The 24,236-nt window shown below is 52.8% G+C and carries 20 protein-coding genes; 2 read left to right on the top strand and 18 right to left on the bottom strand.

What is annotated here, in order from left to right:
- Positions 1–12: 12 nt before the first annotated feature.
- Positions 13–879 (top strand): pyrroline-5-carboxylate reductase, encoded by an 867-nt coding sequence (proC, locus tag B9T62_RS19815; RefSeq protein ID WP_087916871.1) that lies wholly within the window; start codon positions 13–15, stop codon positions 877–879.
- 728 nt (positions 880–1,607) lie between these two features.
- On the opposite strand, the gene B9T62_RS19820 is transcribed toward proC, so the two are convergent.
- The 10 genes from B9T62_RS19820 to B9T62_RS19865 form a co-directional block, all read right to left on the bottom strand.
- Positions 1,608–3,950 (bottom strand): ABC transporter permease, encoded by a 2,343-nt coding sequence (locus tag B9T62_RS19820; RefSeq protein WP_087916872.1) that lies wholly within the window; start codon positions 3,948–3,950, stop codon positions 1,608–1,610.
- Positions 3,947–4,630, bottom strand: a complete 684-nt coding sequence (locus tag B9T62_RS19825) for an ABC transporter ATP-binding protein (RefSeq protein ID WP_087916873.1) — start codon at positions 4,628–4,630, stop codon at positions 3,947–3,949. Before B9T62_RS19825 ends, B9T62_RS19820 begins: the two co-directional genes overlap by 4 nt.
- Before the next feature lie 65 nt (positions 4,631–4,695).
- Entirely contained in the window at positions 4,696–5,949 is a 1,254-nt protein-coding gene (locus B9T62_RS19830) for a sensor histidine kinase (RefSeq protein WP_169834411.1), read from the bottom strand.
- Complete coding sequence (locus B9T62_RS19835; RefSeq protein WP_087916875.1) at positions 5,946–6,638, bottom strand: response regulator transcription factor; 693 nt, start codon at positions 6,636–6,638, stop codon at positions 5,946–5,948. The genes B9T62_RS19830 and B9T62_RS19835 overlap by 4 nt, the downstream gene beginning before the upstream one ends.
- 234 nt (positions 6,639–6,872) lie before the next feature.
- Complete coding sequence (locus B9T62_RS19840; RefSeq protein WP_087916876.1) at positions 6,873–7,643, bottom strand: DnaD domain protein; 771 nt, start codon at positions 7,641–7,643, stop codon at positions 6,873–6,875.
- Positions 7,644–7,661: 18 nt separating this feature from the next.
- Positions 7,662–8,957 (bottom strand): asparagine--tRNA ligase, encoded by a 1,296-nt coding sequence (asnS, locus tag B9T62_RS19845; RefSeq protein ID WP_087916877.1) that lies wholly within the window; start codon positions 8,955–8,957, stop codon positions 7,662–7,664.
- A 21-nt stretch (positions 8,958–8,978) separates the two neighbouring features.
- Positions 8,979–10,187 carry an acetate/propionate family kinase gene (locus B9T62_RS19850; RefSeq protein ID WP_087916878.1) on the bottom strand — a complete coding sequence of 403 codons (1,209 nt, stop codon included), beginning with the start codon at positions 10,185–10,187 and terminating at the stop codon, positions 8,979–8,981.
- On the bottom strand, positions 10,184–11,056 hold the full coding sequence (locus tag B9T62_RS19855; protein ID WP_087916879.1) for a 3-hydroxyacyl-CoA dehydrogenase family protein: 873 nt from the start codon (positions 11,054–11,056) through the stop codon (positions 10,184–10,186). The genes B9T62_RS19850 and B9T62_RS19855 overlap by 4 nt, the downstream gene beginning before the upstream one ends.
- A 133-nt stretch (positions 11,057–11,189) precedes the next feature.
- Positions 11,190–12,692 (bottom strand): AAA family ATPase, encoded by a 1,503-nt coding sequence (locus B9T62_RS19860; RefSeq protein WP_087916880.1) that lies wholly within the window; start codon positions 12,690–12,692, stop codon positions 11,190–11,192.
- On the bottom strand, positions 12,685–13,227 hold the full coding sequence (locus B9T62_RS19865; RefSeq protein ID WP_087916881.1) for a hypothetical protein: 543 nt from the start codon (positions 13,225–13,227) through the stop codon (positions 12,685–12,687). The genes B9T62_RS19860 and B9T62_RS19865 overlap by 8 nt, the downstream gene beginning before the upstream one ends.
- 273 nt (positions 13,228–13,500) lie before the next feature.
- Here B9T62_RS19865 and B9T62_RS19870 point away from each other — a divergent pair, with 273 nt between their 5' ends.
- Positions 13,501–14,514, top strand: a complete 1,014-nt coding sequence (locus tag B9T62_RS19870; RefSeq protein WP_087916882.1) for a S66 family peptidase — start codon at positions 13,501–13,503, stop codon at positions 14,512–14,514.
- A gap of 1,249 nt (positions 14,515–15,763) precedes the next feature.
- Here the strand turns inward: B9T62_RS19870 and B9T62_RS19875 are convergent.
- The 8 genes from B9T62_RS19875 to panB all read right to left on the bottom strand — a co-directional run bounded on the left by B9T62_RS19875 (position 15,764) and on the right by panB (position 24,216).
- Positions 15,764–16,282, bottom strand: coding sequence for a cell wall elongation regulator TseB-like domain-containing protein (locus B9T62_RS19875; protein ID WP_087916883.1), 519 nt, complete (start codon positions 16,280–16,282; stop codon positions 15,764–15,766).
- 40 nt (positions 16,283–16,322) lie between these two features.
- A complete protein-coding gene (locus B9T62_RS19880) occupies positions 16,323–17,633 on the bottom strand; it encodes an amidohydrolase (RefSeq protein WP_087916884.1) in 1,311 nt (436 codons plus the stop codon).
- The gene (locus tag B9T62_RS19885) at positions 17,620–18,285 is read right to left on the bottom strand and encodes a redox-sensing transcriptional repressor Rex (RefSeq protein WP_087916885.1); all 666 of its coding nucleotides are present in this window, start codon (positions 18,283–18,285) and stop codon (positions 17,620–17,622) included. The genes B9T62_RS19880 and B9T62_RS19885 overlap by 14 nt, the downstream gene beginning before the upstream one ends.
- Before the next feature lie 58 nt (positions 18,286–18,343).
- On the bottom strand, positions 18,344–21,205 hold the full coding sequence (gene dinG / locus B9T62_RS19890; RefSeq protein WP_087916886.1) for an ATP-dependent DNA helicase DinG: 2,862 nt from the start codon (positions 21,203–21,205) through the stop codon (positions 18,344–18,346).
- Positions 21,206–21,319: 114 nt separating this feature from the next.
- Complete coding sequence (locus tag B9T62_RS19895) at positions 21,320–21,964, bottom strand: tetratricopeptide repeat protein (RefSeq protein WP_087916887.1); 645 nt, start codon at positions 21,962–21,964, stop codon at positions 21,320–21,322.
- 113 nt (positions 21,965–22,077) lie between these two features.
- Positions 22,078–22,461: an aspartate 1-decarboxylase gene (gene panD / locus B9T62_RS19900; RefSeq protein WP_087916888.1), complete on the bottom strand. Its 384-nt coding sequence runs from the start codon at positions 22,459–22,461 to the stop codon at positions 22,078–22,080.
- On the bottom strand, positions 22,454–23,344 hold the full coding sequence (gene panC, locus B9T62_RS19905; RefSeq protein WP_087916889.1) for a pantoate--beta-alanine ligase: 891 nt from the start codon (positions 23,342–23,344) through the stop codon (positions 22,454–22,456). The genes panD and panC overlap by 8 nt, the downstream gene beginning before the upstream one ends.
- On the bottom strand, positions 23,344–24,216 hold the full coding sequence (gene panB / locus B9T62_RS19910; protein ID WP_087916890.1) for a 3-methyl-2-oxobutanoate hydroxymethyltransferase: 873 nt from the start codon (positions 24,214–24,216) through the stop codon (positions 23,344–23,346). Before panB ends, panC begins: the two co-directional genes overlap by 1 nt.
- Positions 24,217–24,236 lie beyond the last annotated feature (20 nt).

The following is a 24,236-nucleotide window of genomic DNA, read 5'->3' on the forward strand; positions in this document are numbered from 1 at the left end:
GAGGATTCACTCATGTGCCAGCAATCTACAGTACCTCTTCTCGACCATAATATTGTTTTCTACGGCGCAGGCTCAATGGCTGAAGCGATAGTCCGCGGGATGATCAACCGCAACGTCGTTGCTTCCGGCAAAATTGTGATGCTGAACCGCAGCAGCAGCGAACGGCTGGCCGAACTGCGCAGCCGCTATGGCATCGTTGGCACCAACGACCCTGCCCACAAAACTGAGCATCTGCGCACCTCCCCCGTAATCGTGCTGGCGATGAAACCCAAGGACGCCGCCGAAGCCTTGCGTGAGCTGGGACAGCTGCTGTCCCCGGACCAGCTTGTGATTTCAGTCATCGCCGGATTAAACATCCGTACGATACAGGGGCTCCTCGGTACCAAGCAGCCTGTAGTCCGCACTATGCCCAATACCTCCAGCTCCATTGGCCTGGGCGCGACAGGGCTGGCGTTCTCTAAAGAGGTTGAAGAGCAAAGCCGCAGACTGGCACTGAATATCTTCGAAGCGGTGGGTACCACGACCGTGATTGACGAGGAGCGGATGGAGACACTGACCGGGATCTCCGGCAGCGGCCCTGCTTATATCTACTATATGATGGAAGCGATGATCGCAGCCGGTATCCGCGGCGGACTGCCGCTGGAACAGAGCACCGAGCTTACCGTACAGACGGTGCTGGGAGCCGCGCGGATGGTACAGCAGACCGGTGAAGAACCGGCAGCCCTGCGCAAAAAAGTAACCTCGCCAAATGGCTCCACCCAGGCGGCGCTGGAGGTGCTGGAGCGCGGCGACTTCTTCGAAACCGTAATCGCCGCTGTGAACCGCTGCGCGGAACGCTCGCGGGAGATGGGCTCGGCACTGGAGAAAGAGCTGTCATAGCTGCAGCTTTAAGAGCAGAAAACAGCTGTACATCATTTGCGCTGCAATGCAATCCTAAATATAATACCCAAATACTCGCCTGCAGGTGAGTATGAAGAACGGCTGCCGTCCGTGTGGGGATGGCAGCCGTTTCTTCTACTTCGGCTTATGGAGATGATATGGGGGAAGCTGAGGGGAACGTAGTGCTTTTCTAGGCGAATTAGATGAGTTAGCCGTTATTCTTAGGTCCATTGAGGAATTAGAGGGATTTATCCCTTATTTTTACTCCAATGTGCCTCTGTACACTAAATTTATGGGATATATCCCTTATTTTCACTCCAATGTGCCTCTGTACGCTAAATTTATGGGATATATCCCTTATTTTCACTCAGATATAGCTCAGTGCGCTGAATTTATGGGATTTATCCCTTATTTTCGCGCTCTAGCCCCCTAATGGACTGGAGTCCTCTATATGCAGCAATTCTGAACGTTGAACAACATCGAGCACATCCAGCACATCCAGCACAACGATCCGACCTGATTAAGTGCAAAACTGCACTTAATCTCGGGCGATTCGATGACTTTCAACTAATTAAGTGCAGATGTGCATCTAATCCAGCCCATTTGAGCGAAACCCCCTCCTACGTATGAATTTAGTTGTACTTTCGACACTTATTTCTTCATCATCCCACATTTGGGCGGAATTAAGTGCTGATTCGCAACTAATTTGCTGTAGAAAGAGGCAGATATCACTTGTTAACCATCTGCACAATTTCCAGGCGGCCGATACGTTTGACAGGTCCTATTACGGACACCATAGCGGTTACCAGGGTCAGCCCCAGAATAATGCCCAGCATGTCCAGCGGCACCTCCCAGTCAAACCCCCATCGTTCGGTTATAACGATGGTATATAAATAATAATGCAATGGAATCCCAATGGAGCAACCGGCCAGACACCCGCTGAATGCATAAGCCGCGGCTTCAGCGGCCACCATGCGGCGCAGCTGTTTAACGGTCATCCCGACTGCGCGCATCACGCCATAGTGATAGATTCTGCCGGTTACACTGGTGTTCATGCTGTTGACAATGTTGAACACGGTTATCAGAGCAATAATAACCAGAAATCCATAGGTGAAGATCGCAAAGGAAGAGAACATCGCTTGTACCTCCGAATTGCTCTGCCGCTGATCTGAGACCTGTACCGCAGGCTGGATCCCGACAACCAGGTCCCTCAGCGCTGTGACGGTGTCGTCACCACCCGCCCGGTCAAGCTGCACATCGATTGCCCCATAATCCTGAGCGCCTGCGAGTGCCGTGAAGGTTGACTCCGAGCCAATCAGTACAAACACTCCTGGCACCCGGCGAAAAGCGCTGGATGATAATATCCCTGCGACCCTCACCTCATGCTCACCGGATGGAAATTTCAAATGAATCGTATCGCCTATCTTCCATGCAAGCTCAGCAGATTCTACCACCAGCACACTATTCTTCACTTCTTCTACTTCCCGAACACTTCCCTTGATCAGCTGCTTCCTGGCCCAGTAGAACTGCTGCTCCTCATAAGAGATCAGATTGATGCTGGCTTCTCCTGCAGCTGAACGAGTAGATATTTCACTCATGTTCTTGCGCCCATAGATCTTGCTTACATCAGGAACAACCTTAATCCTTTCCATTAATGCAGAGCTTAATGAAGCCTTGCCGGCAGGGCTGACCAAGGAAACATCAGGAGTACCCGGCTTCAGCGGAATAAGCGCATGGGACATTAACTGCACCAGAATGCTGAAGCCGAGAAACAGGACAATGCTGACAGCAAAAGAACCGGTGAGCAGCATAATATTCTTTGGGCTGGCAAAAGCATGCCGCAGTCCCATGGCTACTTCAACACGGACATGCTTCGTTTGCGCAGCCCTTGCTGATTGCGCTAGAGATTGTGTGTCCAAATTTCCGGTGACCGCGCTAAGCGGTGATATTCTGGCTGCCTTTCTGCTCGGGGCAAGTGAAGCCGCAATCACTGTGATGAACCCGGTCAAGCTTCCGCCCATCCAACTGATCCAGCTGATTCCAAACAGCGGCATCTCCTGAAAGAAGCCAGGGTTTACAGCCCTCAAGTATGCGGATGCTGACCAGACGATCACCGTTCCGACCACAATTCCGAGCGGAATGCCGCGCAGGCTGAAACGAATTCCCTCCAGCAGCACGAATCTGCGGACTTGGGCCTTCGAAGCCCCCAGACAGCGCAGCAGTCCGAAGAACTGGGTCCGTTCCAGAACGCTCATATTGAAGCTGCTGGCGATCATCAGCACGCCTGCTGCCAGAACCAGCACGGACAGTATGCCCGCTGCTGTGTAGAGCTGAAGCAGATAACTCTCCCGGCTCTGTCCAATTAACCCTAGCAGCCTGGTATTCTCAACCACCTGCTGGTCATCCAGCATTAACTGCTGTTTGATTTGTTTTATGGCTGACTGCATATCCGTTCTTTTTTTAAACTGTACCAGATATTGCCTGGAGTCTTCATTCTTGCCCTCAAGAGTCGGATTCTCCCCATAAGCCACTACAAGCCCATGACCATCCGCCTTCTTCAGGCTGCCGAAATCACGATAAACCCCTACAACGGTGTATTCCTGGCTGCTTCCCTCCGACATATTAACGGAGATACGCGTATCCAGCGCAAACGAGAATTGCTCCATAGCCTGACGGTCCAGCATCACTTCTCCGCGCTTCTGTGGAAAATGTCCTTCTGCGGGATCAAGTCCCATCGCTCCAGCCATTTCTGGTTCGATCCCTATAACAGACAGCGGTTTGCCATGCAGGGTATAACCTTTAGCAGCACTGCTGCCGATCCAGCCTGATACGCCCACATCCACCCTGCTGCCGATCAGCTTGGCGGCATCAACGCTTATTCCCTTCAGCATGACGTGATAGTTGCCGCCGGATTTGATCGTAGTGGCAATCTGAGTGCGTATCTCCATATCCGCCATTCCAAAAATAGTAGTCACCAGGCAGACAGCTACCGCAATGCACAGCAAGGTAATCCGGTTCTTCTTCCGGTTCACAACACCCTGCTGCTTAATCAGCCCCAGATAGCTGTTCATTCCGCCCGTCCTCCCAGATCGGTCAGTCTGCCGTCGGTAACTCGCAGCACCCGGTCCGCAGACGAGGTCATATTCATATTGTGCGTAATCATCAGGATCGTCTGTTGATAACGCCTGGAAGCTGCCTTCAACAGAGCAACCACCTCATCGCTGTTTCTGCTGTCCAGATTCCCGGTCGGTTCATCCGCCAAGATGAGCATGGGGCGAGTGATCAGTGCCCGGCCAATCGCCACCCGCTGCTGCTGACCTCCCGACAGCTGGCGAGGGAGGTGGCTGCGCCGCTCCAGCAAACCCAGAACGCTGAGAATTTCCTCAACCACCTCCGGCTCCGGCTTCTGATAATCCAGCAGGAGAGGGAAAGTGATATTCTGTTCTACCGTCAGCTCCGGGATCAAATTGTAAGCCTGAAAGATAAATCCAATATTGCGGCGACGGAATATCGTCAGCTTCTCTTCCTTCATCGCAAAGATATCTTTGCCGTCGATCAGCACTTTACCCGAGGTAGGCGTGTCCAGCGCGCCTAATGTGTTCAGTAGGGTGCTTTTGCCGGAACCAGATTCACCGACGACAGCCACAAACTCTCCTTTGGTTACAGAGAAAGAAACCTCCTTGAGCGCTTCAATGCTGGTATCTCCGCTTCCGTAGATTTTGCTAACCTTATTAACTTCTAATAGCTCCATATCCTATGCCACCTTTCGTTACGGTTAGCATAACCTGCCTATCTTACTGCGAGATGTATTCATTCTTACAATCTAGTAAGCTTCACAAAGTTCATCGTGAATACACACCCGCTGCCTGGCTCACTCTCCACAGAGAGACTCCCGCCAAAAGCCTCCACTATGGATTTCGTCACTGGCAGACCCAAACCAGTTCCATCGATCTCCTGTGCGAAGCGGCTTCTGTAAAACCGCTTGAAGATGTGATGCAGATCTTGAGGGTGAATCCCTTTCCCGTCATCCTGAAACCGGATAGTGACCAGAGCAGGCGTCTCTCTCCAGCAGACATGGATCCGGCCACCGGCTGCGGTATGCTCCAGAGCATTTTTCAGCAGATTCCCTGCTGCTTCCGCCATCCATGCCGCATCGCAATACAGGATCGTAGCCTCCGGCCCCTGCAAAGTGATTGTTTTGCGCTCCTGCTGTGCAGAGGCTTCATATTGAAGCATAGTCTCCTGCAGCAGCTGCTGAAGCTGATAAGGTTGCTTGTCCATCTTTACCGTTCCGGCATCCAGCTTGGTAATCCTGAGCAGATTGTCAATCAGCCTCTCCATTCGTTGCAGCGAGGCTGTGGTCTGCAGTGAAAATTTGCGTACAACATCAGGGTTGTTAGCATCCTCAAGGATGATTTCGTTGTACATACTCAGCGCGGCCAACGGGGTTTTTAGCTGATGAGAGATATCTTCCAACGTATTCTTCAGGAAAGCCTTGCGCTCCTGCTCTGCTTGAACATGGGCATGCAGCGAGGTAGCCAGTTCATTGACTGCCGTGAAGAACTGGTACAGACTGCCTTCCTTCTCACAGTCCAGCCTTGAGGCCGTATTCCCCCGCATAAAAGCTACAACCACCGTCTGAGCATCCTCCAGCGTGTTTTGCTGCCGCTTGAAGTAGAACAGAAACGGTAGCAGGATCAAGCAGGCACCCAATACTGCCCACAGGATATTGCCAAGCAAGAGCCGGGTCCGCAGTTGATCCGCTTCCGGCAGCACCTCCCGCCCTGTTTCAGACGTATACCCCTGCCCCGACAAGAACTTGCGTCCGGTGAACGATTGCGCTGCAGAAGCTTCCCCCGAATAGGCGGCCGCAACCTCAGTCTCTCTGATTCCATGCTCCAGCAGATAGCCAGCTATCCGGTAATCACGTTCGATCAGCTTGGTCTCCAGCCCATGAAGGGCAATCTGTGAATTCAGCAGACCCGCCAGCAGCAGAACAAGCGGAACTGCAGCCAGCACCCCAAACAAGCGGCGCACATCCATATTGGTAAAAATTGAAAATCTGTTCATCGGCTGCTCCCCTGTTTCCATTTGTAGCCTACTCCGCGAACGGTAAGCAGGAATTGCGGCTCATTGGGGGTGCGCTCTATCTTGGTTCTGAGCCTGCGTATATAAACGGACAGTGTGTTGTCATCTACAAATTCGCCATGTCCATCCCACAATTTCTGCAGAATGGCCGCACGTTCAAGGATGATATCCGGGTGTTTCATCAGGTAACAGAGCAGCTTGTATTCCGCAGCAGTCAATTCCAGCGGCTGTCCATCCTGGATCACACGGTGGGTCAGCAGCTCGATCAGGATACCATTGGAACTCAGCACAGTCCCTGCTTCCTGATAAGCAAGCGTCCTGCGAAGCAGCGCCTTCATGCGGGAGAACAGCTCATTCAGTTTAAACGGTTTAGTGATATAATCATCGCCCCCAATATCAAGCCCCATTACTATATTCACCTCTTCGTCGGATGCAGTAAGAAAGATGATCGGCACCGCTGAATTGCTCCGCACTTTCCGGCACAGCTCAAACCCCGTTCCATCGGGCAAGACCAGGTCCAGAACCAGTAGATCATATGTATGTTGTGAATATAAGGTCATCGCATCTGCTACGGTACGGGCTGTATCCACTGCATAACCATTTTTCTTCATTGCATATTCCAATCCGTCTATTAAGCTGAGATCGTCCTCGACCAAAAGAATAGTTATCACGCTGCACACTCCTCCAATTCACCAACTTCACTAGACTCCCAGAGAATATCTGGAAGAAATCCTTTTTATTCATCATAACACCACCATACCGCAAGAAGAAACGGCTTCACCGTCCTCTGAAAGAGGCGGCATCCGTTTCTGCGAGAAATAGAAGGATAATTTATGGCGCTTATATTTACAAAAAAACCGTGCTCCCCCGGTAAAACTAAGGGTGCACGGTTATTCCTAACCTATTTATCTTCCGCCGCTGCGGAATTTCTGCGAATAAGTCTTCACATCCTGGGCATTCTTCACCCGGTTGCGGGCCCATTCCAGCAGAATCCGGTCAATGTAGCGGAAGTGCAGCTTGCCTGCAAATACGGATTCCTTCAGTGCCAGCAAGATCAGCTCCTCCGGGTACCGGTCCTGATCCACCCAGCCAGAGATCGTCTCGCATTCCATTGGAGACAACGGCCGGCCGAACTCCTTCTCGAAGATGCTGAACAGGCTGCGGCCTTGCTCAGCCTCCCTGGCTTGCACAGGCGGAGCAGATGTGCCGTATCCGCCTGCAGGCGCGGCAGCACCGGAATGATGCGCCGCAGCCCGCAGGTCCGGCGTACCGCCGGATCTGCTAGTCTGATCACCCGCAGATTCCTGGCGCAGCACAGCCAGATAAGTGCCTAACTTGCCGTACAAGCCCGTGAAATTGTAGCGCTCATAGTGGATATCGCGCAGCTCGTCGTTATCCCCATCGATGCTGATGAAACCTTCCTTCATCAGCTTCTGCAGTTCACCGGCAATCACGGAGATGCTGCGTCCGGTTACAGTCTGCAATTCCTCCAGCGAAGGGAATTCAATCCCCTCCACCTGACGGAAGGAGAGCAGGTGGATCAGCAGCATGGCTTCACTGCCGCTGAGGCCCAGCTTGCGGTAATGCTTCAGCAGCGCATATGGAATGACGGCCATTCCGTTCTCCAGACCGAAGGCAGCGCCTTCGCTCCAGGTACTCCATTCTTTGCCGTCCATAGAAGACCCCCTTATCCCTTACGGGTAGAGACGGTACAGTGTACGAGGGAATGGAATAGTCTCGCGTACATGGTCAAGGCCGCAGATCCAAGCTACCGTGCGTTCCAATCCAAGACCGAAGCCGGAATGGGGCACTGAACCGTAGGTCCGCAGGTCCATGTACCATTTGTACGTGTCCAGCGAAAGGTTATGTTCCTTGAAACGTTCTTCCAGCAAAGCCGGATCGTCGATCCGCTGGGAGCCGCCAATAATCTCACCATATCCTTCAGGTGCGATCATATCGGCGCACAGCACCACTTCAGGACGGTTCGGATCTGGCTTCATATAGAAGGCCTTGAAGGAGGCCGGGTAATGCGTAATGAAGACTGGCTTGTCATATTCCTGGGCAATCGCCGTCTCATGCGGAGCACCGAAGTCCTCGCCCCAGGCGATTTCGAATTCCTTATCGTTCAGGAATTTAATCGCTTCATCGTACGTGATGCGCGGGAATGGCGCCTTGATATTCTCCAGCTTGGAGATATCGCGGCCAACCGCTTCCAGCTCAGCGCGGCAGTTGGTCAATACAGACTGCACTACGTGGCTGATGAACTCTTCCTGCACCTTCAGACTCTCTTCATGATCGGTAAAGGCCATTTCCGGCTCGATCATCCAGAACTCGATCAGGTGGCGGCGGGTCTTGGATTTCTCCGCCCGGAAAGTTGGACCGAAGGAGTACACCTTGCCCAGCGCCATTGCAGCAGCTTCCATATAGAGCTGGCCGCTCTGCGTCAGGTAGGCATCCTCTTCAAAATACTTCGTGTGGAACAGGTTGGTCGTTCCTTCTGCCGAAGTAGGCGTCAGGATCGGCGGATCTACCATCGTAAATCCGTTCTGATCGAAAAACTGCTGCACCGCACGGATAATCTCCGCACGGATTACCAACACTGCCCGCTGCTTCGCAGAGCGGAGCCACAAGTGACGGTGATCCATCAGGAAATCTACACCATGCTCCTTGTTCGTAATTGGATAATTCTCGGTCAGATGCAGCACTTCAATGCCGGTTACCGTCATTTCGAAGCCGGATTGGCTACGCGGTTCTTCACGGATCACGCCGGTTACATACAGCGAGCTCTCCTGGGTAAGACTCTTGGCATCATCCCATACCTGCTCAGGCACCTCGGATTTCACCACCACACCCTGGATATAACCTGTGCCATCGCGGAGCTGCAGGAACTGGATTTTGCCGCTGGAGCGCTTGTTATTGACCCAACAGCCGATAACAACCGTTTCTCCAACATGTTCATTTACGTTTTTGATTACACTCTTGTTAGCCATGCCTGAAATCTCTCCTCTAGTTTAGCCTTGAATTCCTTGCACAATACGGTGTGTATCCCGTGCAATGACAAGTTCTTCATTGGTAGGTACGATAAGCACCTGCACCTTGGAGTCGGCTGTAGAGATGCGGCGCGGATCGCCGGAGCGGATCTTGTTGGCTTCCGCATCCAATTCGATGCCAAGGAATGTCAGATTATTCAGCACCTTCTCGCGCAGCAGCGAAGCATTCTCGCCGACGCCCGCTGTGAAGACGATCACGTCGACACCGTTCATTGCCGCTGTATAAGAGCCGATGTACTTGCGCAGACGGTACTCATACATGTCAAAAGCCAGCGTAGAGTTAGGCTCGCCCTTCTCTGCACCATCGATAATATCGCGCATGTCGCTGCTCACGCCGGAAATCGCCAGCAGTCCGCTGTGCTTGTTCAGCATGGAGTTGACTTCGCCCACCGACAGCTCTTCCTTGTTCATAACATATGGTACGATAGCCGGATCAAGGTCACCGCTGCGTGTACCCATCATCAGGCCTTCCAGCGGAGTCATACCCATGGAAGTATCCACTGATACACCGCCCTGTACAGCCGTTACGCTGGCACCGTTACCGATGTGGCAGGTAATGATCTTGAGGTCTTCAAGCGGGCGTTCCAGATAATCCGCAGCCAACGAGCTTACGAACTCATGGGAAGTGCCATGCGCGCCATAGCGGCGAACCTTATATTTGTTGTACAGCACTCTCGGAATCGCGTACATATACGCCTTCTCAGGCATGGTCTGGTGGAACGCTGTATCGAATACAACCACCTGGGGAACGCCAGGCATGTTAATCTCGGTAGCTGTGATCCCCATCATGGCAGCCGGGTTATGCAGCGGAGCCAGATCAAACAGTTGACGAATCTTGGTCTTGGCTTCGGCGTCCACATAAGCGGAGTCTTTGAAGAATTCACCGCCATGTACGACACGGTGTCCTACCGCATTGATCTCATCAATCGATTCCAGCACGCCATGTTCCTTGTCGGTCAGACAAGCAAGCACCTTGCGGATCGCTGTATTGTGCTCAAGAATTTCGCTGACTTCTGTAACTTCCTGTTTGCCCGTTGGCTTGTGGTTCAGGATGGAGGAATCCATCCCAATTCGTTCTACCAGACCTTTGGCCAGCACAGATTCGTCAGTCATGTTATACAGCTGGTATTTCAATGAGGAACTTCCTGAGTTAATTACTAGAATATTCATACACGGTCACCATCCTTGTCGTACTTGAAGAATCCTTCGCCCGATTTCATGCCCAGCTGTCCTGCCCGCACCATCTTCTTCAGAATTGTAGAAGGGCGGTATTTCAGTTCGCCGTATTCGCGGAACATCTGCTCCAGTGCAGCCAGCACCGAATCCAGACCGAAGCGGTCTGCCATTTCGAACGGGCCATATTGGAACTGATAGCCGATACGCATTGCATCGTCGATATCCTCAGGAGTAGCGACACCTTCCTGCAGCACATGCAGGGCTTCATTGATGAACAGGCAAATGAGACGTGAAGTTACAAATCCGGGGGATTCGTAGATCATAACGCCTTTTTTCTCCACAATCTCATCTACAAAAGCCTTGGTATCTTCAAAAGTGGCATCTGAAGTCTTCAGTCCGCGGACGATTTCGACCAGATCCACCTTGGCAACGGGATATATGAAATGCATGCCAATTACACGCTCCGGGTACATGGTCGAGCTGGCAAGCTCTGTCAAGCTGAGCGTTGAGGTGTTGCTGGCAAGAATGATATGGCTTGGACACACTTGGTCAAGCTGATTGAATACCTTCTGTTTCGCTTCCAGATCTTCGGTGATGGTCTCAATAACCATGTCACAAGAGCTGAGCTCAGCGAAATGTGTCACCTTCTGGATACGGCTGAGAATCAGTTTCTTCTCGGCCTGGGTAATCGCCCATTTCTCCAGCTGTTTGTCGAGACTGGTCTCGATCATATCGTAGGAGTAGTTAAGTCTTTCTGCAGTTTTCTCCACCAGCATTACATCCAGGCCTTTGGCTGCCAGCATTTCGGCAATCCCCTGACCCATTGTGCCACCGCCGATGACACCTATTTTCTTAAAATTCATAAAAAAGTCTCCATCCTTTCAGGTATCTATACTTGAGTATTGTACCTTGTCTGTCGTAAAGATTGATATAGCCCGACATATAATGATATCTTAGCATGCCTGAAAAGTAAAAAAAAATAACCGGCATAAAGAATTATGCCGGTAAAAGGATACTGTCACTAAATTGACAACGAAATTGCTCTCCGGAGAGGACTTCTTCCTTCATTAAAATGTCAAGGCAGTAATCAAACACGTTTCGCTGCTTCTCCAGCAGTTCATTGGTGCGGACCATCAGCTCATCCAGAATCTTGCTGTTCTCCTTCATTAGCTCTTCGGTGGTGACCATTTCCAGCTTGGCGATCCCCAGCGAGGTCAGGCCTGACTTCATCATCGTCTCCACAATGCTGAGCGCCTGGTCGAAATCCCCACGCGAGCCTGTACTGCGCCCGCCGTAATAGAGCTCCTCTGCGGACGCTCCGCCAAGTGCGATCATGATCTGATCCTCCAGGTAATCCTTCGTGTAGAGATATTGCTCGACCTGTGGATTGTGACGCACATAACCAAGTGCCTGGCCGCGCGGTGTCAGTGTAACCTGGCTGACGCTGCCGGGACGCAGCATTTCGGCCATAATTGCATGCCCCAACTCATGGATGGCGACCCGCTTCTTCTCTTCCTGGTTGGTCTCGCGGTCTGTCTTCTCACCCATCATCACCTTGTCGATCGCCATCGACAGATGGCGCTGCTCCACTTCGCTCAGGTTCTCGCGCATCATGTAAATTGCCGCTTCGTTCATGACGCTCTCCAGCTGCGCTCCCGAGAAGCCGTAGGCTTCCTCAGCGATTCTGTCCAGACTTACCTCAGCATGCAGCGGCTTGTTCTTGGCATGCAGGTCCAGAATCGACTTACGGCCTTTCTTGTCCGGCATATCCACTTGAATATGACGGTCGAAGCGGCCCGGTCGCGTTAAAGCCGAATCCAGCATCTCCTTGCGGTTAGTGGCGGCCACCAGCAGAATCCGCGGGGCTTCATTATTGTAAATTCCGTCCATCTCGGTCAGCAGCTGATTAAGTGTCTGGTCGTATTCCCGCTGCTGCCCGCCTTCCCGTTTGCCGCCAATCACATCGATCTCATCGATGAAGATAATCGCGCTCTCCTTGTTCTCCTTCAACGCACGTGTACGCGCATCCCGGAACAGGTCACGCACCCGTCCGGCGCCGACACCGACATACATCTCCACGAACTCACTGCCGGAAGCCGCTACAAAAACAGAATCGGTGTAGTGGGCAGCAGCCTTGGCCATCAGCGTCTTCCCGGTTCCCGGAGGGCCTGTAAGCAGAATTCCCTTCAAGGGCCGGATACCGAACTTGCTGATCTCCTCATGCCGGATCAGGAAATCCAGCGCTTCACGCAGCTCCTGCTTGGCATGATCCTGGCCGCCGATTTCTTCAAAGGTCAGCTTGGAGGGACCGCTCTTCTTGCGTTTCTTGTCCGCTCCGGCGTTGACGGTCATTCCGCCGCGCAAGTGGGCGATGATCAACAGCGCACCGATCATTCCTCCAGCGATAATGATAGGAAAGATATTGATTCCGACAAAAGCCATAAAAATCAGCAGTACGGGCACAAACCCGGCAATGATTTCTTTACTCCACTTAGGCATTATTCCATACCCCCATCGTAGCCGGCTGCCGCGGCAAAATAATAACCTTGCTCTCTTCGCCGCTGCTAAGGCTTACGTATACATTTTTTTCATCAATTTCAGTGGTCGCAACTATATCGCTATACTCAGAGTATTGCTGTTTAAGCATATCCAGCTTGCTGGGGATCAGTGTATACTTGCGGCTCTCCATCGCTTCGGCCACCGAGAACATCGCTTTGTCCCAGTATTCATCCAGCAGAGCATTGGAGTGCTGCTCCACATCCAGCTTCAACGTCCGGCCTTCGATGACCGACTTGCCTTCAGCGGATACATACTGCATCAGCTCACGTAATTTAGTGCCAGGCTGCAAATCCAGTTTCAAAGTGACCTCACTGCGGTTAATAGATATTTGAGAATTCTTTACTCCCTGATATTGTGACACAATCTTCTGAAGCGGCTCCTGCAGGGCAAATTGCCGGTACAAGAACCATCCGCCGAACAACAGAGCAGCTGACAGTACAGACGTTAGCAGTATAGGTACAAGACGCAGTTTCAAGAAACGTCCTCCTCTCAAAAATGGGAAATCTATTATACTTCTAAAATTATATCAGCATGTCCAGTGCTTTTCCGAGACTGACATGCTCTTAAGCATGTCTAAGTACAAATAGTAGTATATCATATGCGTATATACGAAATCGAAAAAAGATGTGAATATATTTAAAATTTTCAGTTCTAATTTTTTCCTTATCTCTCCTTTTTGTACCTTAGCCGGCAATCTTGTTATACTAAGGAATGCTGTACTATTTTATCGGCTGAACCGGAGGCAATTATGATTAAATATCCGTATTTGGAACCAAACACAACCATCGGCGTAACCGCCCCTTCCTCCGGATTGAAGACAGAGCTTCATCCCTGGATGCATGCTGCAACCAGCCGTCTGAAGGCACAAGGCTACGTAGTGAACTGCGGTGAGACCGTATGGACCGAACAGAAGGCCAAATCGGCGCCTGCGCATATACGCGCAACGGAACTAAACGCCATGCTGACCGATGACAGCACCGGACTGATCTTCCCTCCCTGGGGCGGGGAGCTGCTGATTGAGACACTGGAGCATCTGAATCTGGAAGCCATCAAGCCGAAGTGGGTGCTGGGATACTCAGATATCAGCGTACTGCTGCTGGCGATCACCCTGCGGACGGGCATAGCCACGGCGCACGGCACCAATCTCGTCGATTTAAGAGGTGAGACTGATGATGAGACTACCGCGATGTGGCAGTCCATCTTAACTACCAAGACTGGAGAGTCGATTGTCCAGCACTCCTCTGCAGCGTATCAGAAGGAATGGCCGGAGACGCCCTCTCCTACGGTTTTTAAGCTGACAGAGCCTACCGCCTGGAGAAGTATGTCAGGCGCCCCTGTCCGCATGCAGGGACGGCTGCTGGGCGGCTGCATCGATGTGATCCGGCATTTGATTGGCACCCCTTTCGGGGATGTCCGGCGTTTCCGCGAACAATTCATCAGTAATGAACCCATTGTATGGTTTCTGGAGAATTGCGAGCTGAATACCGTCGACCTACGCAGATCACTGGTGCAGATGAAATTGGCAGGATGGTTTAAGCATTGCGCGGGTATTATGTTCGGCAGAAGCCCTGCCAACCGGCCTGTCGACGGCTATACTGCAGAGGATGTGTATGCAGATGTCGCTGCCGAGCTTCAGCTTCCGGTCATCTATGATATCGATTGCGGGCATGTGCCACCACAGCTTACTCTGATCAACGGTGCTTATGCCGAGATTGAAGTCGCGAACGGCAGCGGCACGGTCCGTCAGACGTTCCGCCCATAGCTGCGTTAACGACTGATACCGCAGGACTTTCGCTAACCCGGCAAACAAAAAGAGACATACAAACTACTGTTAGTTTGTATGTCTCTTTTATTGTATATTGAGTATTACATTCCTCAAAGGGAACCCGCTGCTTGTCTTTTAGGGCTGGTTGATCAGACTGTCACTTGCGTGCAATATGGGTTACTACTTAGGACCCAGCGAGTGTTTATAAGGTAGCCTTGGAAGGTTCGGAGCAAATAGATGCGAAAGTGGTTACTACTTAGGACCCCAGCCATTCCCAAGTAGGTTTGTGCCTTCGGAGTAGTACAACAGAGGTGGCTATGGGGAAAAACTACCGTTAATACCTGGCTCATGCTCGATTGTCGTGGCTTATAGGGAAAAGTGACCACTACATCGTCCATTTAGGGCTTTTCGGAGCGGATAGGATCTCATTAGTGGTAAAAATTCCCTATAAGCTCGCCAGAACGCCCAACCTTCGTCCAACTAGCGGTAGAATTTCCCTATCATTCCTCACTGGACCTAAGTAGTAACCGAAAGTGCAACTAAATTCGAGTAAATCAAGCGTCTTACGCTCAAATGCCCAAATTAGATGTATTATTGGTTACTACTTAGGCCCCCCTGGTGTTCCTTGTGTTACTCGTCCGAGCCTGTCCTACCACACCGCGCGACAAGGAGGCTAAGCATAACAAAGGAAGGCTGTCGCCGGTAACCAGCGCTTAACTTTCAGACTACTAACGGACTCAGGAGCCTCTATTTGCTGTAAAAAGGCTGTTTTGCAGGTCTAACGGACTCAGGAGCCCCTATTCAAGCCGAAACTCACTAGTTAAGGCCTGTTTTTCCGATATAGAGGCTATGCGGTCCGTTACATTCCAAACCAGCGCAGAAATGAGGAAATTGGAGCTATACGGTCCGTTAGGACGTAGGTTACCTGAAGTTCGGGTGGGGGAGGGTTTGGATTACGGTAGTGCGATCCCCTTACCTTCGCAAGTAAACCTTCTATATCCTCGCAGGGTCCTAAGTAGTTACTATTATTGCATCTATTTCCTCCAAAACGGAAAAAATCCGCCCATTAGATGCATATTCGCAACTAAATCTCCAAAACTGCTCAATAGGACTGCCAGCCAGCGATAAGTCCACTGACAAACTCAGTTATCGGCTCCAAAAGCAGCAATGCGGATATCACGATTCCCGCTGCAGAGGCTCTGGTTCTGCTCTTCATTATACAAATCTCCTCCAATAATAAAAATTACTATTGCTGTGGCAGATTATACCCCTCACCGATTTCGGTTCCGTCGGCGAAGCGGAAGAACTTGTAATGATAGATTCCTTCCTGCTGGTAGAACAGCTGCCACACATATTCTCCGTTAAACACGCCCGGCAGCAGCCGCTCCACCTTGATGCCGGGAAGCTGCGACTTGATGATAGCGCGGACCTGCTCCTCCGAGGTTCCCTTGCTGATCTCTTCGCCGTACACGGCGTTCTCGCCTTCCGCAGCTGTGCCTCCGGGCAGGAAGCGGACCCACACCATCAGCTCTTGTCCGGCAGCATTGTTCCCGGTCAGCACCCAATAGATTGCTTCTTCACCCCAGACGGATTTCTGCGCTTTGGATATTTCGGTTAGTCCGGCCTGGGTTCGGGCAATATCCTCGGCAATTTGCTGCTCGCCCCATTGAGATTTCATGATATAGGCATAGAACTGGATTAATCCCACTACCAGGAGCACAATCAGTACCGATCCCAGCAGGATCCATTTTCTCCTTTTCTTCAAGGTACAGCTCCCTTTCTTACAGCCTTATACGGCCTCTTAGTTATCGTTTCAGCAGACTCTCGAAGGTCTCCTGTGCCTTGCGGCGGATGGCTTCCTCATCTAATGTCAGGCAGGCGCCATGCTTCACGACCTGCTTGCCGTCCACCCAGACATGCTCCACGTCCCTGGCACTCGCGGAGTACACTGCATGCGAGAGCAGGTCACTGTGAGGCAGCAGATGCGGCTGATCGATATCCAGCGCAATGAAGTCGGCCTTCATTCCCACCGCAAGCCGGCCCACATCCTTCAGGAACAAAGAGGCTGCACCATATTCCGTCGCCATACGCAGCGCCTCCGGGGCCGGAACCGCCGTCGGATCGCCGCTGATGCCTTTATGAAGCAGCGCCGCCAGGCGCATCTCCTCGAACAGATCGAGGTTGTTGTTGCTTGCCGCACTGTCTGTGCCCAACGACACCTTGACGCCTGCCTGCTGCAGGTCGACCACCCGGGCGATTCCGCTCGCCAGCTTCAGGTTGCTGCCAGGATTATGGGACACGCCGACTTCATGGCGGGCCAGAATGGCGATCTCCTCGTCATTCAGATGAACGCCGTGCGCCACTAGTGAAGGGCGGGTGAAGAGGCCCAGCTTCTCCAGATGCTGCACAGGACGCAGACCGTATTCCGCGACATTCTGCTCGACCTCACGTTTCGTCTCCGACATATGCGTATGCATCGGCAGATCATAATCATGCGCCGCCTGCACAAACTTCATGATATAATCCGGCGGACAGGTATACGGCGCATGCGGAGAGAGCATCGTCGTAATCCGTCCGCCCGCCGCACCGTTCCAGTCACGGGCAAACTGCACCGCTCCAGCCAGCTTGCTGCTCTGCTCTTGCGGAGGGCAATGGCCCAGGACACCACGCGTCAGAACCGCGCGGATACCCGACAGCTCCGCCACTTCAGCTACGCGGTCCATATGGATATACATATCAAGGAAGGTTGTAGTCCCGCCTTTGAGCATCTCCAGAACGGACAGAGAAGTGCCCCAGTATATATCCTCGGCAGTAAATTTTGCTTCCATCGGCCACATTTTGTCCCTCAGCCATACCTGCAGGGCAAGATCGTCGCCATATCCGCGCAGCAGCGACATCGCCGCATGACCATGCGTATTGACCAGGCCTGGCAGAAACAACAGCCGGCTGCCATCCACAATAGTTGTTGTACCGGCTCCGGCTTCAGACCAAGGCTCATCTGTACCTATGTAAGTGATGGTGCCGTCTTCTATACTCATATATCCTTGCAGAACCGGTTTCTCCGCTCCCGGAATCAGAAATCGTCCGTTTCGGATGAGCGTCCTATTGCTGCTCATTGACCGGCACCTCTTCCGCATCTTCCTTTCCGTCATGCAGATAATAAGCCAGACTCTGCAGGTCCGTTGTGAAATCCGCGGCATGAATCCGCACGTTGGCCGGGGTTCTGAGGATTACCGGAGCGAAGTTAAGAATCGCTTCAATTCCGGCTCCGACCAGGATATCCGCCACATTCTGTGCTTCCGTATCCGGTACTGTAATAATTCCGATGCGGATACCCTGGGCGCGGATGGTACTATCCAGCTCTTCCATCGGCTGCACGGTCAGGGAGTTGATGTTCTGCCCGATCTTGGGCGTATAGGAATCGAACACCGCCGTAATCTTCATGGTATCCTTCAAATATGCATTGTAGTTGGACAAGGCGTGGCCCAGATTACCGGCCCCCACCAGCGCCACATTGATCTGCTGGTCCAGCTTGAGGATATGACGGATCTTCTCAATCAGGTAAGAGACATCATAGCCAATGCCTTTGCGGCCAAAATCGCCAAAATAAGCCAGATCCTTGCGGATCTGGGCCGGGTTGAGATCCAGCTTCTGTCCCAGCTCCTGGGACGAAACGGTAGCGATCTCGCGTTTCAGGAGATCGTTCAGGAAACGCAAGTATACAGGCAGTCTGCGGACCACCGCCTCTGATATTTTATCCGATTTCATGTGTTCTCCTCCTAAATTATATTGGGTACAACAGTTAAACGTTAGGAGTAGTGCGGCGTCAGCTGACGCCGCCTTCCTCCAGCCACTCGGCGATGCGGGGAACCATCTGATCTGTCCGCATATGCTCCATCTTCGGGCCGGGCAGTGAATATAAGAAATACTTGCCATAATAGGACTCAATGACTCTCGTATCATAAACAATGACAATGCCGCGGTCCTGTGCGGTCCGCACAAGTCTGCCGAAACCCTGCTTGAAGCGGATAACCGCCTGGGGAACGGACAGCTTCATAAACGGGTTCTTCTTCTGGGCCTGCAGCAGCTCCGCTTTGGCTTCAGCAAGCGGATGATTGGGCGGCTGGAAGGGCAACCTTACGATGGCCAGACAAGTCAGCGCCTCTCCGGGAATATCCACGCCTTCCCAGAAGCTGCTGGTGCCCAGCAGCACCGAAGCCGAGCTGTCCTGGAAACGGCGGATCAGCTTGCTGCGGCTGCCACCCTCCACGCCTTGCCCCAGTACACTGATCTCCTTGGAGGCCAGCGCCTCCTTCAGCGGATCATACACCTGACGCAGCATCCGGTAGGAGGTGAACAAGACCATCATCCGCCCTCTGGTAGCTTCTGCCGCTTCAGCCAGCGACTGTACCAGGGTATTCACGAAGCGCGCGTCTCCCACGCTGCCCTTGACGCTTGGGAAGTCACGCGGAATAACCAGCAAGGCCTGCTCGCGGTACTTAAACGGCGAAGGCAGCAGCACGGTCTTCAGGCGTCCTTCCTCTGCCGTCTCGTTCAGACCCAGATTATCGATCATGAACTGGAACGATTTGTCCACCGACAAGGTGGCAGAAGTCAGCACGATGCTCTTCTTCTTATCGAAGAACAGCTCCTTCAGCTGGGAGCTGACGTCTACAGGCACAGCGTACATCTGCAAGGATTTGCTGCGGTAGTTTCCGTTCGCTTCCAGCCAGTAGACGATGTTGTCATCGTTCAGCCCCATGAAGAAACGCACCTGCTCCCGGATTCCAGCCAGATCCTTGAACAACCCGCTGATATCCGTGACCAGCCCGTCGGCAGAGGACTGCCCCTCCTGCTCGCGCATGTCGCTGAGCATCTTGTCACCCTTGCGGATGATGTCACTGAGGGCAAGGTACATGCCGTTCTCCAGCTTCGTCAGCTCATCCCAGTCATTCGGTTTGCTGCCAGGCACCAGGCGAAGCACCAGCTGACCGGCTTCCCCTGCTCCCGCATCGCTGCGTTCAGGCAGCAGCGCAAACAGCTTCTCGCTCAGTGTATCCCAGCTCTCCTTAACGGTAAGCAGATCAGGATACAGTGTGTCTATCGTCAGGCTCCATTCCGAAGCCTGTTCTGAGCCGGAGGACTGCAGAATTTGGCGCAGCGCCGGAAGCTGGCCGTTCTTGCTATCTTTGTAGAGCCGCAAGAGGGTGTGCTGCACGGTGAAATGCTTCATATGCATGCCGAGATGTTTACCTGCCACGTCCTCCAGATGATGTGCCTCGTCTATAACCAGATGCTCATAGGCGGGAAGAAGCTGGTGCCCTGCTTTCACATCGGCAAACAGCTTGGAGTGATTAGTGACCACCACATCGGCAATGCCGGCCTCGTGTTTGGCCCGGTGATAATAACATTTGCGGAACCATGGGCAGGAACGGCCCTGGCAGGAATCCGTATCGCTGGCAACCGTCTCCCAGAAATCCCCGCCCCGGCCGCTGAGGTTAAGCTCCTCGTCGTCACCCGACTCGGTCTGGGTCAACCAGACCATCATCTGAGCCGCGATCAGCGCATCTTCTCTTGGACTGACGAAATCTCTTTTGTTTATTCTATGTTCAAACTTGCGAAGACACAAATAATGGCCTCTTCCCTTAAACACCGCAGCCTTGAACGGAAACGGGACCACCTGCGTCAACAGGGGGATATCCCGTTCGCGCAATTGATCCTGCAGATTGATGGTATGGGTGCTGACCATCACCTTCTCCCCGCTGCGCACGCTCTGATAGATGGCAGGCAGCAGATAGCCCAGCGACTTGCCGGTTCCGGTTCCTGCCTCGATCAGCATATGCTTGTCTTCCGCCAGGGCCGCCATCACCTCGGCAATCATGATATCCTGGGCTTCGCGGCTCTCATAATGCGGCAGGGTTTCCTTAAGAAGCCGGGTCACCTCTTCCATATATTCTGTGAAGGAGAGCTTCAGCAGCGGATTGGGGTCGCTCTCGGCTCTCGGTGGTGCAAGCTCCGCCCAGTCGCCAACAGCCAGCGCCAACTGACGGTAGAAGGTCAGTCCATTCTCGGGCTGGAAGGTCTCCATCTCCCGCTCATGCAGCAGTCCGTCGAAATACCAGCCCAGATCACTGTCCTGCCCGCTAAGCAGCTCGCTGATTCTCTGAATCGTCAGTAGGGGAAGCTCATACAGCTCCTCAATGCATTTCAGCAGGATCAGCGCAGTAGCCAGCGCGTCACTGTCCGCCTGGTGCGGACGCTCATGCTCCACGCCGAAGTTCGCGCTGACCGCGCCAAGCTGATAGGAGGTCAGGGAAGGGAAGCAAATCTTCAGGAAATCTATCGTATCTAAAATCCGCCCCTGAAACGGCAAATACCCGCAGCGGTCAAGCGCATTCTGTAAAAAATGAAAATCAAAGGCCACGTTGTGCCCTACAAGCACTACGTCATCCAGCAGCGGCACGAGCTCCATCATCATCTCGTCCAGCTCTGGCGCATCCTGCACATCGTTATCGGTTATACCTGTCAGACCCGTAATAAAAGAAGGAATCGGTGTTCCGGGCTTGACAAAGGAACCATACACCCGGGAGATGGTCCGGTCTTCTTCAATTATGGCCAGGCCAACCTGGATGATCTCACCCACGGATTGGGTGCCCGTTGTTTCGAAATCAAGCACGGCAAATTTCATTATAAGTTCTATTCCCTTTCACTTGAGGCTCTTTATCAGCATAACAGAAGTTGCGAAAAAAGGCGATGCACCCCGGTCTTCGCGGATGCATCGCTTAAGAGGAGAAACCTATGATTACAAAAGCTCAACCAACTGATTTCCAAATTGCAGCTTGCCTCCCCGCCTGCGGCACACCTCCAGATTGACTGGTGGCTCCGGCAGAGCGGGGTCATGCTGCAGGGAGAGATCAAATAGTTCCCTTGCTTCGCCAAAGCGCTCCTGAGTGGCTCTGATGCACCCCATGGCGTTATAGATCATCGCCTTCAGCTTGGCTTCCCGGATCAGGGCCAGCATATGGTCCAGATGCCTCCAAGCGCTCTCCCCTTCACCTTCCTGCAGATAAGCCATCGCCAGATACAGACGGGCAGCCAGACTATCCGGGTGCCGTGCAATCACTTCCTTAAACTGGTCAATACATTTACGGTACATTAGCAGCTTGTAGTAGCCCTGTCCACGGACAAAGGCATCCATTGACAGCTCTGCAGCCTCCAATGGCGGCTCCGGGCTGTCTTCAGGCTCCAGCGTGAAATCGGCCTGCTCCCGGAACTGGCTGAGCTTCTCGGCGAAGAGCAGCCATTCGTCCATCACGTTATCACTTAGCCGGTGCAGCATATTGTATTTGCATAAAAGCTCGTTTCGGCGGGCACCCTCCGCAGTAGGGTAATCAGTTACGATCTCACGAAGCACCTTATTCATTTCAGCAAACAAATGTTGAAACACGGGACCACCCCACCTCACTGAAGATGAAATCAGCTTAAGCTTGCCTGACTTCATTTTCTGCGAGAACGGGTACTTTCATCCCTGCCAATCAATACATGACTGAAGCGCACGAATTAGACAATCGTAGCATGGAGCTCATGATCGGCCAGCTTCACTGCGTGGTTATGCTCATCGACGAACACAACGGTTGGCTTATGAGCAGCCAGCTCCTCCGAGGACAGCATGGCATAAGAAATAATAATTACGGTGTCGCCCGGATGTACGAGCCTCGCTGCAGCACCGTTCAGGCAGATCACACCGCTTCCGCGCGGGCCAGGAATCACATAAGTTTCCAGACGGGAGCCGTTGTTATTGTCGACAATCTGGACCTTCTCATTCTCCAGCAGATCAGCTGCTTCCATCAGATTCTCATCTATGGTAATGCTGCCCACATAATTCAGATTCGCTTCGGTCACCGTCGCACGGTGGATCTTGGATTTCATCATATGTCTAAACAAGTGCAGCAGCCTCCTTCGGAATAAATACATTGTTGTCGATCAGGCGGGTTCTGCCGAACTTAACGGCAAGCGCCATAATAATCTCTCCGGGCACTGAAGCCAGAGTTTCGTTGTCTCCCAGGTTCTCCAGATCGGGAAAAGTTAATACTTCGGCATAATCAATCTCGGCAAGACGAGAGGTTGAAATCTCAGATACCAGCACCTGGCGCACTTCGGATGCGGTTCTCGCCCGGCCATCCAGAATGGCCTCGCGCGCAGCACGGAGCGAACGGGACAATACCAGCGCCTCTTCCCGCTGTTCTCCAGACAGATACACATTGCGCGAGCTAAGCGCAAGGCCATCGGCCTCACGGACAATCGGACAAGCGACAATTTCTACCGGCATGTTCAGGTCGGATACCATCCGGCGCAGCACAGCCACCTGCTGGGCATCCTTCAGTCCGAAGAACGCATAATCCGGCTGCACCATATGCAGCAGCTTGCTGACTACGGTAGTCACGCCGTCAAAATGTCCGGGACGCGAAGCCCCGCACAGCTGCGTAGTTAATGAAGCCACTGAAACTGTAGTACGGATCGCCTGCGGATACATTTCCTCTACAGTGGGAATAAACACGATATCTGCGCCTTCGCGCTCGGCAAGCTCCAGATCCCGCTGCTCATCGCGCGGATAGGAGGCGAAGTCTTCATTGGGACCAAACTGCAGCGGATTGACGAAAATGCTCATCACTACCGTGTTGCTCAGCTCTCCGGCCCGCCGCAGCAGGCTGGCATGTCCTTCATGCAAATAACCCATCGTTGGCACAAATCCAATGGGGCTGTGGCCCCCGCTCCGCATATATTCCAGCGCTTCGCGCAGCTGCTCTACAGTTCTGACCACTCTCATTATGATTTCGCTCCTTTGGTTACGGCAGCGCCGTATAGGGATTCCAGCACACTTTCATCGGCGCCGAATACATGGCTCTCCTCCGGAAAAGTACGCTGCTTGACCTCCTGCACATACTGGCTGATCCCCTCACGGATCAGGCTGCCTATATCGGCATAGGTTTTGACAAAACGTTTCTCCCGGTAATCCGCCGTGTAGCGCAGCAGGTCATGATAGACCAGCACCTGACCGTCGCAATAACGGCCTGCACCAATGCCAATGGTTGGGATCGAAAGCGCTTTGGAGATGGCCGCTGCCACCTCTTCGGTCACCAGCTCCAGCAAAATGGCAAAAGCCCCGGCCGCTTCCAGCGCCAGCGCCTCATCCATCAGCCGCTGGGCATCCTTGGCATCCTTGCCCTGGATGCGGTAGCCGCCGATCATGTTGACCGACTGCGGGGTAAGCCCGATATGGCCCATAACGGGAACTCCGGCCGCAGCCAGTGCAGATACGGTGGAGCAGATTTCCAGGCCGCCTTCCATCTTGACGGCGTGGGCCCCCCCTTCCTGCATCAGGCGGCGGACGCCGCGCAGGGTCTCGTCAATACTTCCGTGATAGGTCATAAACGGCATGTCCGCCAAAATAAACGTATGCTGTGCTGCCCGGGTGACGGAGCGGGTATGATACACCATGTCATCTATGGTTACCGGCAGGGTGCTGTCATAGCCCAGCACTACATTTCCCAGCGAATCGCCGACCAGAATCAGGTCGATTCCTGCTTCTTCGGCCAACCGGGCCGAAGGATAATCATAAGCGGTCAGCATGCTCAGCGGCACACCTTCCGTTTTCATTTTTTTCATTTTGACAATATTTAACGCCTGCTTGTTTGCCATTGCTCTCCATTCCCCTTTTC

This window comes from Paenibacillus donghaensis (genome assembly GCF_002192415.1).
In the GTDB taxonomy this organism is placed as follows: domain Bacteria; phylum Bacillota; class Bacilli; order Paenibacillales; family Paenibacillaceae; genus Paenibacillus_AQ; species Paenibacillus_AQ donghaensis.

What these genes read in the sequence shown, in the direction of transcription:
- B9T62_RS19855 (WP_087916879.1), bottom strand. Translation starts at nt 11,056, where the DNA reads ATGAATTTTAAGAAAATAGGTGTCATCGGCGGTGGCACAATGGGTCAG.
- B9T62_RS19870 (WP_087916882.1), top strand. Translation starts at nt 13,501, where the DNA reads ATGATTAAATATCCGTATTTGGAACCAAACACAACCATCGGCGTAACC.
- B9T62_RS19850 (WP_087916878.1), bottom strand. Translation starts at nt 10,187, where the DNA reads ATGAATATTCTAGTAATTAACTCAGGAAGTTCCTCATTGAAATACCAG.
- B9T62_RS19830 (WP_169834411.1), bottom strand. Translation starts at nt 5,949, where the DNA reads ATGAACAGATTTTCAATTTTTACCAATATGGATGTGCGCCGCTTGTTT.
- asnS (WP_087916877.1), bottom strand. Translation starts at nt 8,957, where the DNA reads ATGGCTAACAAGAGTGTAATCAAAAACGTAAATGAACATGTTGGAGAA.
- B9T62_RS19820 (WP_087916872.1), bottom strand. Translation starts at nt 3,950, where the DNA reads ATGAACAGCTATCTGGGGCTGATTAAGCAGCAGGGTGTTGTGAACCGG.
- panC (WP_087916889.1), bottom strand. Translation starts at nt 23,344, where the DNA reads ATGAGAGTGGTCAGAACTGTAGAGCAGCTGCGCGAAGCGCTGGAATAT.
- B9T62_RS19880 (WP_087916884.1), bottom strand. Translation starts at nt 17,633, where the DNA reads ATGAGCAGCAATAGGACGCTCATCCGAAACGGACGATTTCTGATTCCG.
- panB (WP_087916890.1), bottom strand. Translation starts at nt 24,216, where the DNA reads ATGGCAAACAAGCAGGCGTTAAATATTGTCAAAATGAAAAAAATGAAA.
- proC (WP_087916871.1), top strand. Translation starts at nt 13, where the DNA reads ATGTGCCAGCAATCTACAGTACCTCTTCTCGACCATAATATTGTTTTC.
- B9T62_RS19840 (WP_087916876.1), bottom strand. Translation starts at nt 7,643, where the DNA reads ATGGACGGCAAAGAATGGAGTACCTGGAGCGAAGGCGCTGCCTTCGGT.
- B9T62_RS19885 (WP_087916885.1), bottom strand. Translation starts at nt 18,285, where the DNA reads ATGAAATCGGATAAAATATCAGAGGCGGTGGTCCGCAGACTGCCTGTA.
- B9T62_RS19825 (WP_087916873.1), bottom strand. Translation starts at nt 4,630, where the DNA reads ATGGAGCTATTAGAAGTTAATAAGGTTAGCAAAATCTACGGAAGCGGA.
- B9T62_RS19860 (WP_087916880.1), bottom strand. Translation starts at nt 12,692, where the DNA reads ATGCCTAAGTGGAGTAAAGAAATCATTGCCGGGTTTGTGCCCGTACTG.
- dinG (WP_087916886.1), bottom strand. Translation starts at nt 21,205, where the DNA reads ATGAAATTTGCCGTGCTTGATTTCGAAACAACGGGCACCCAATCCGTG.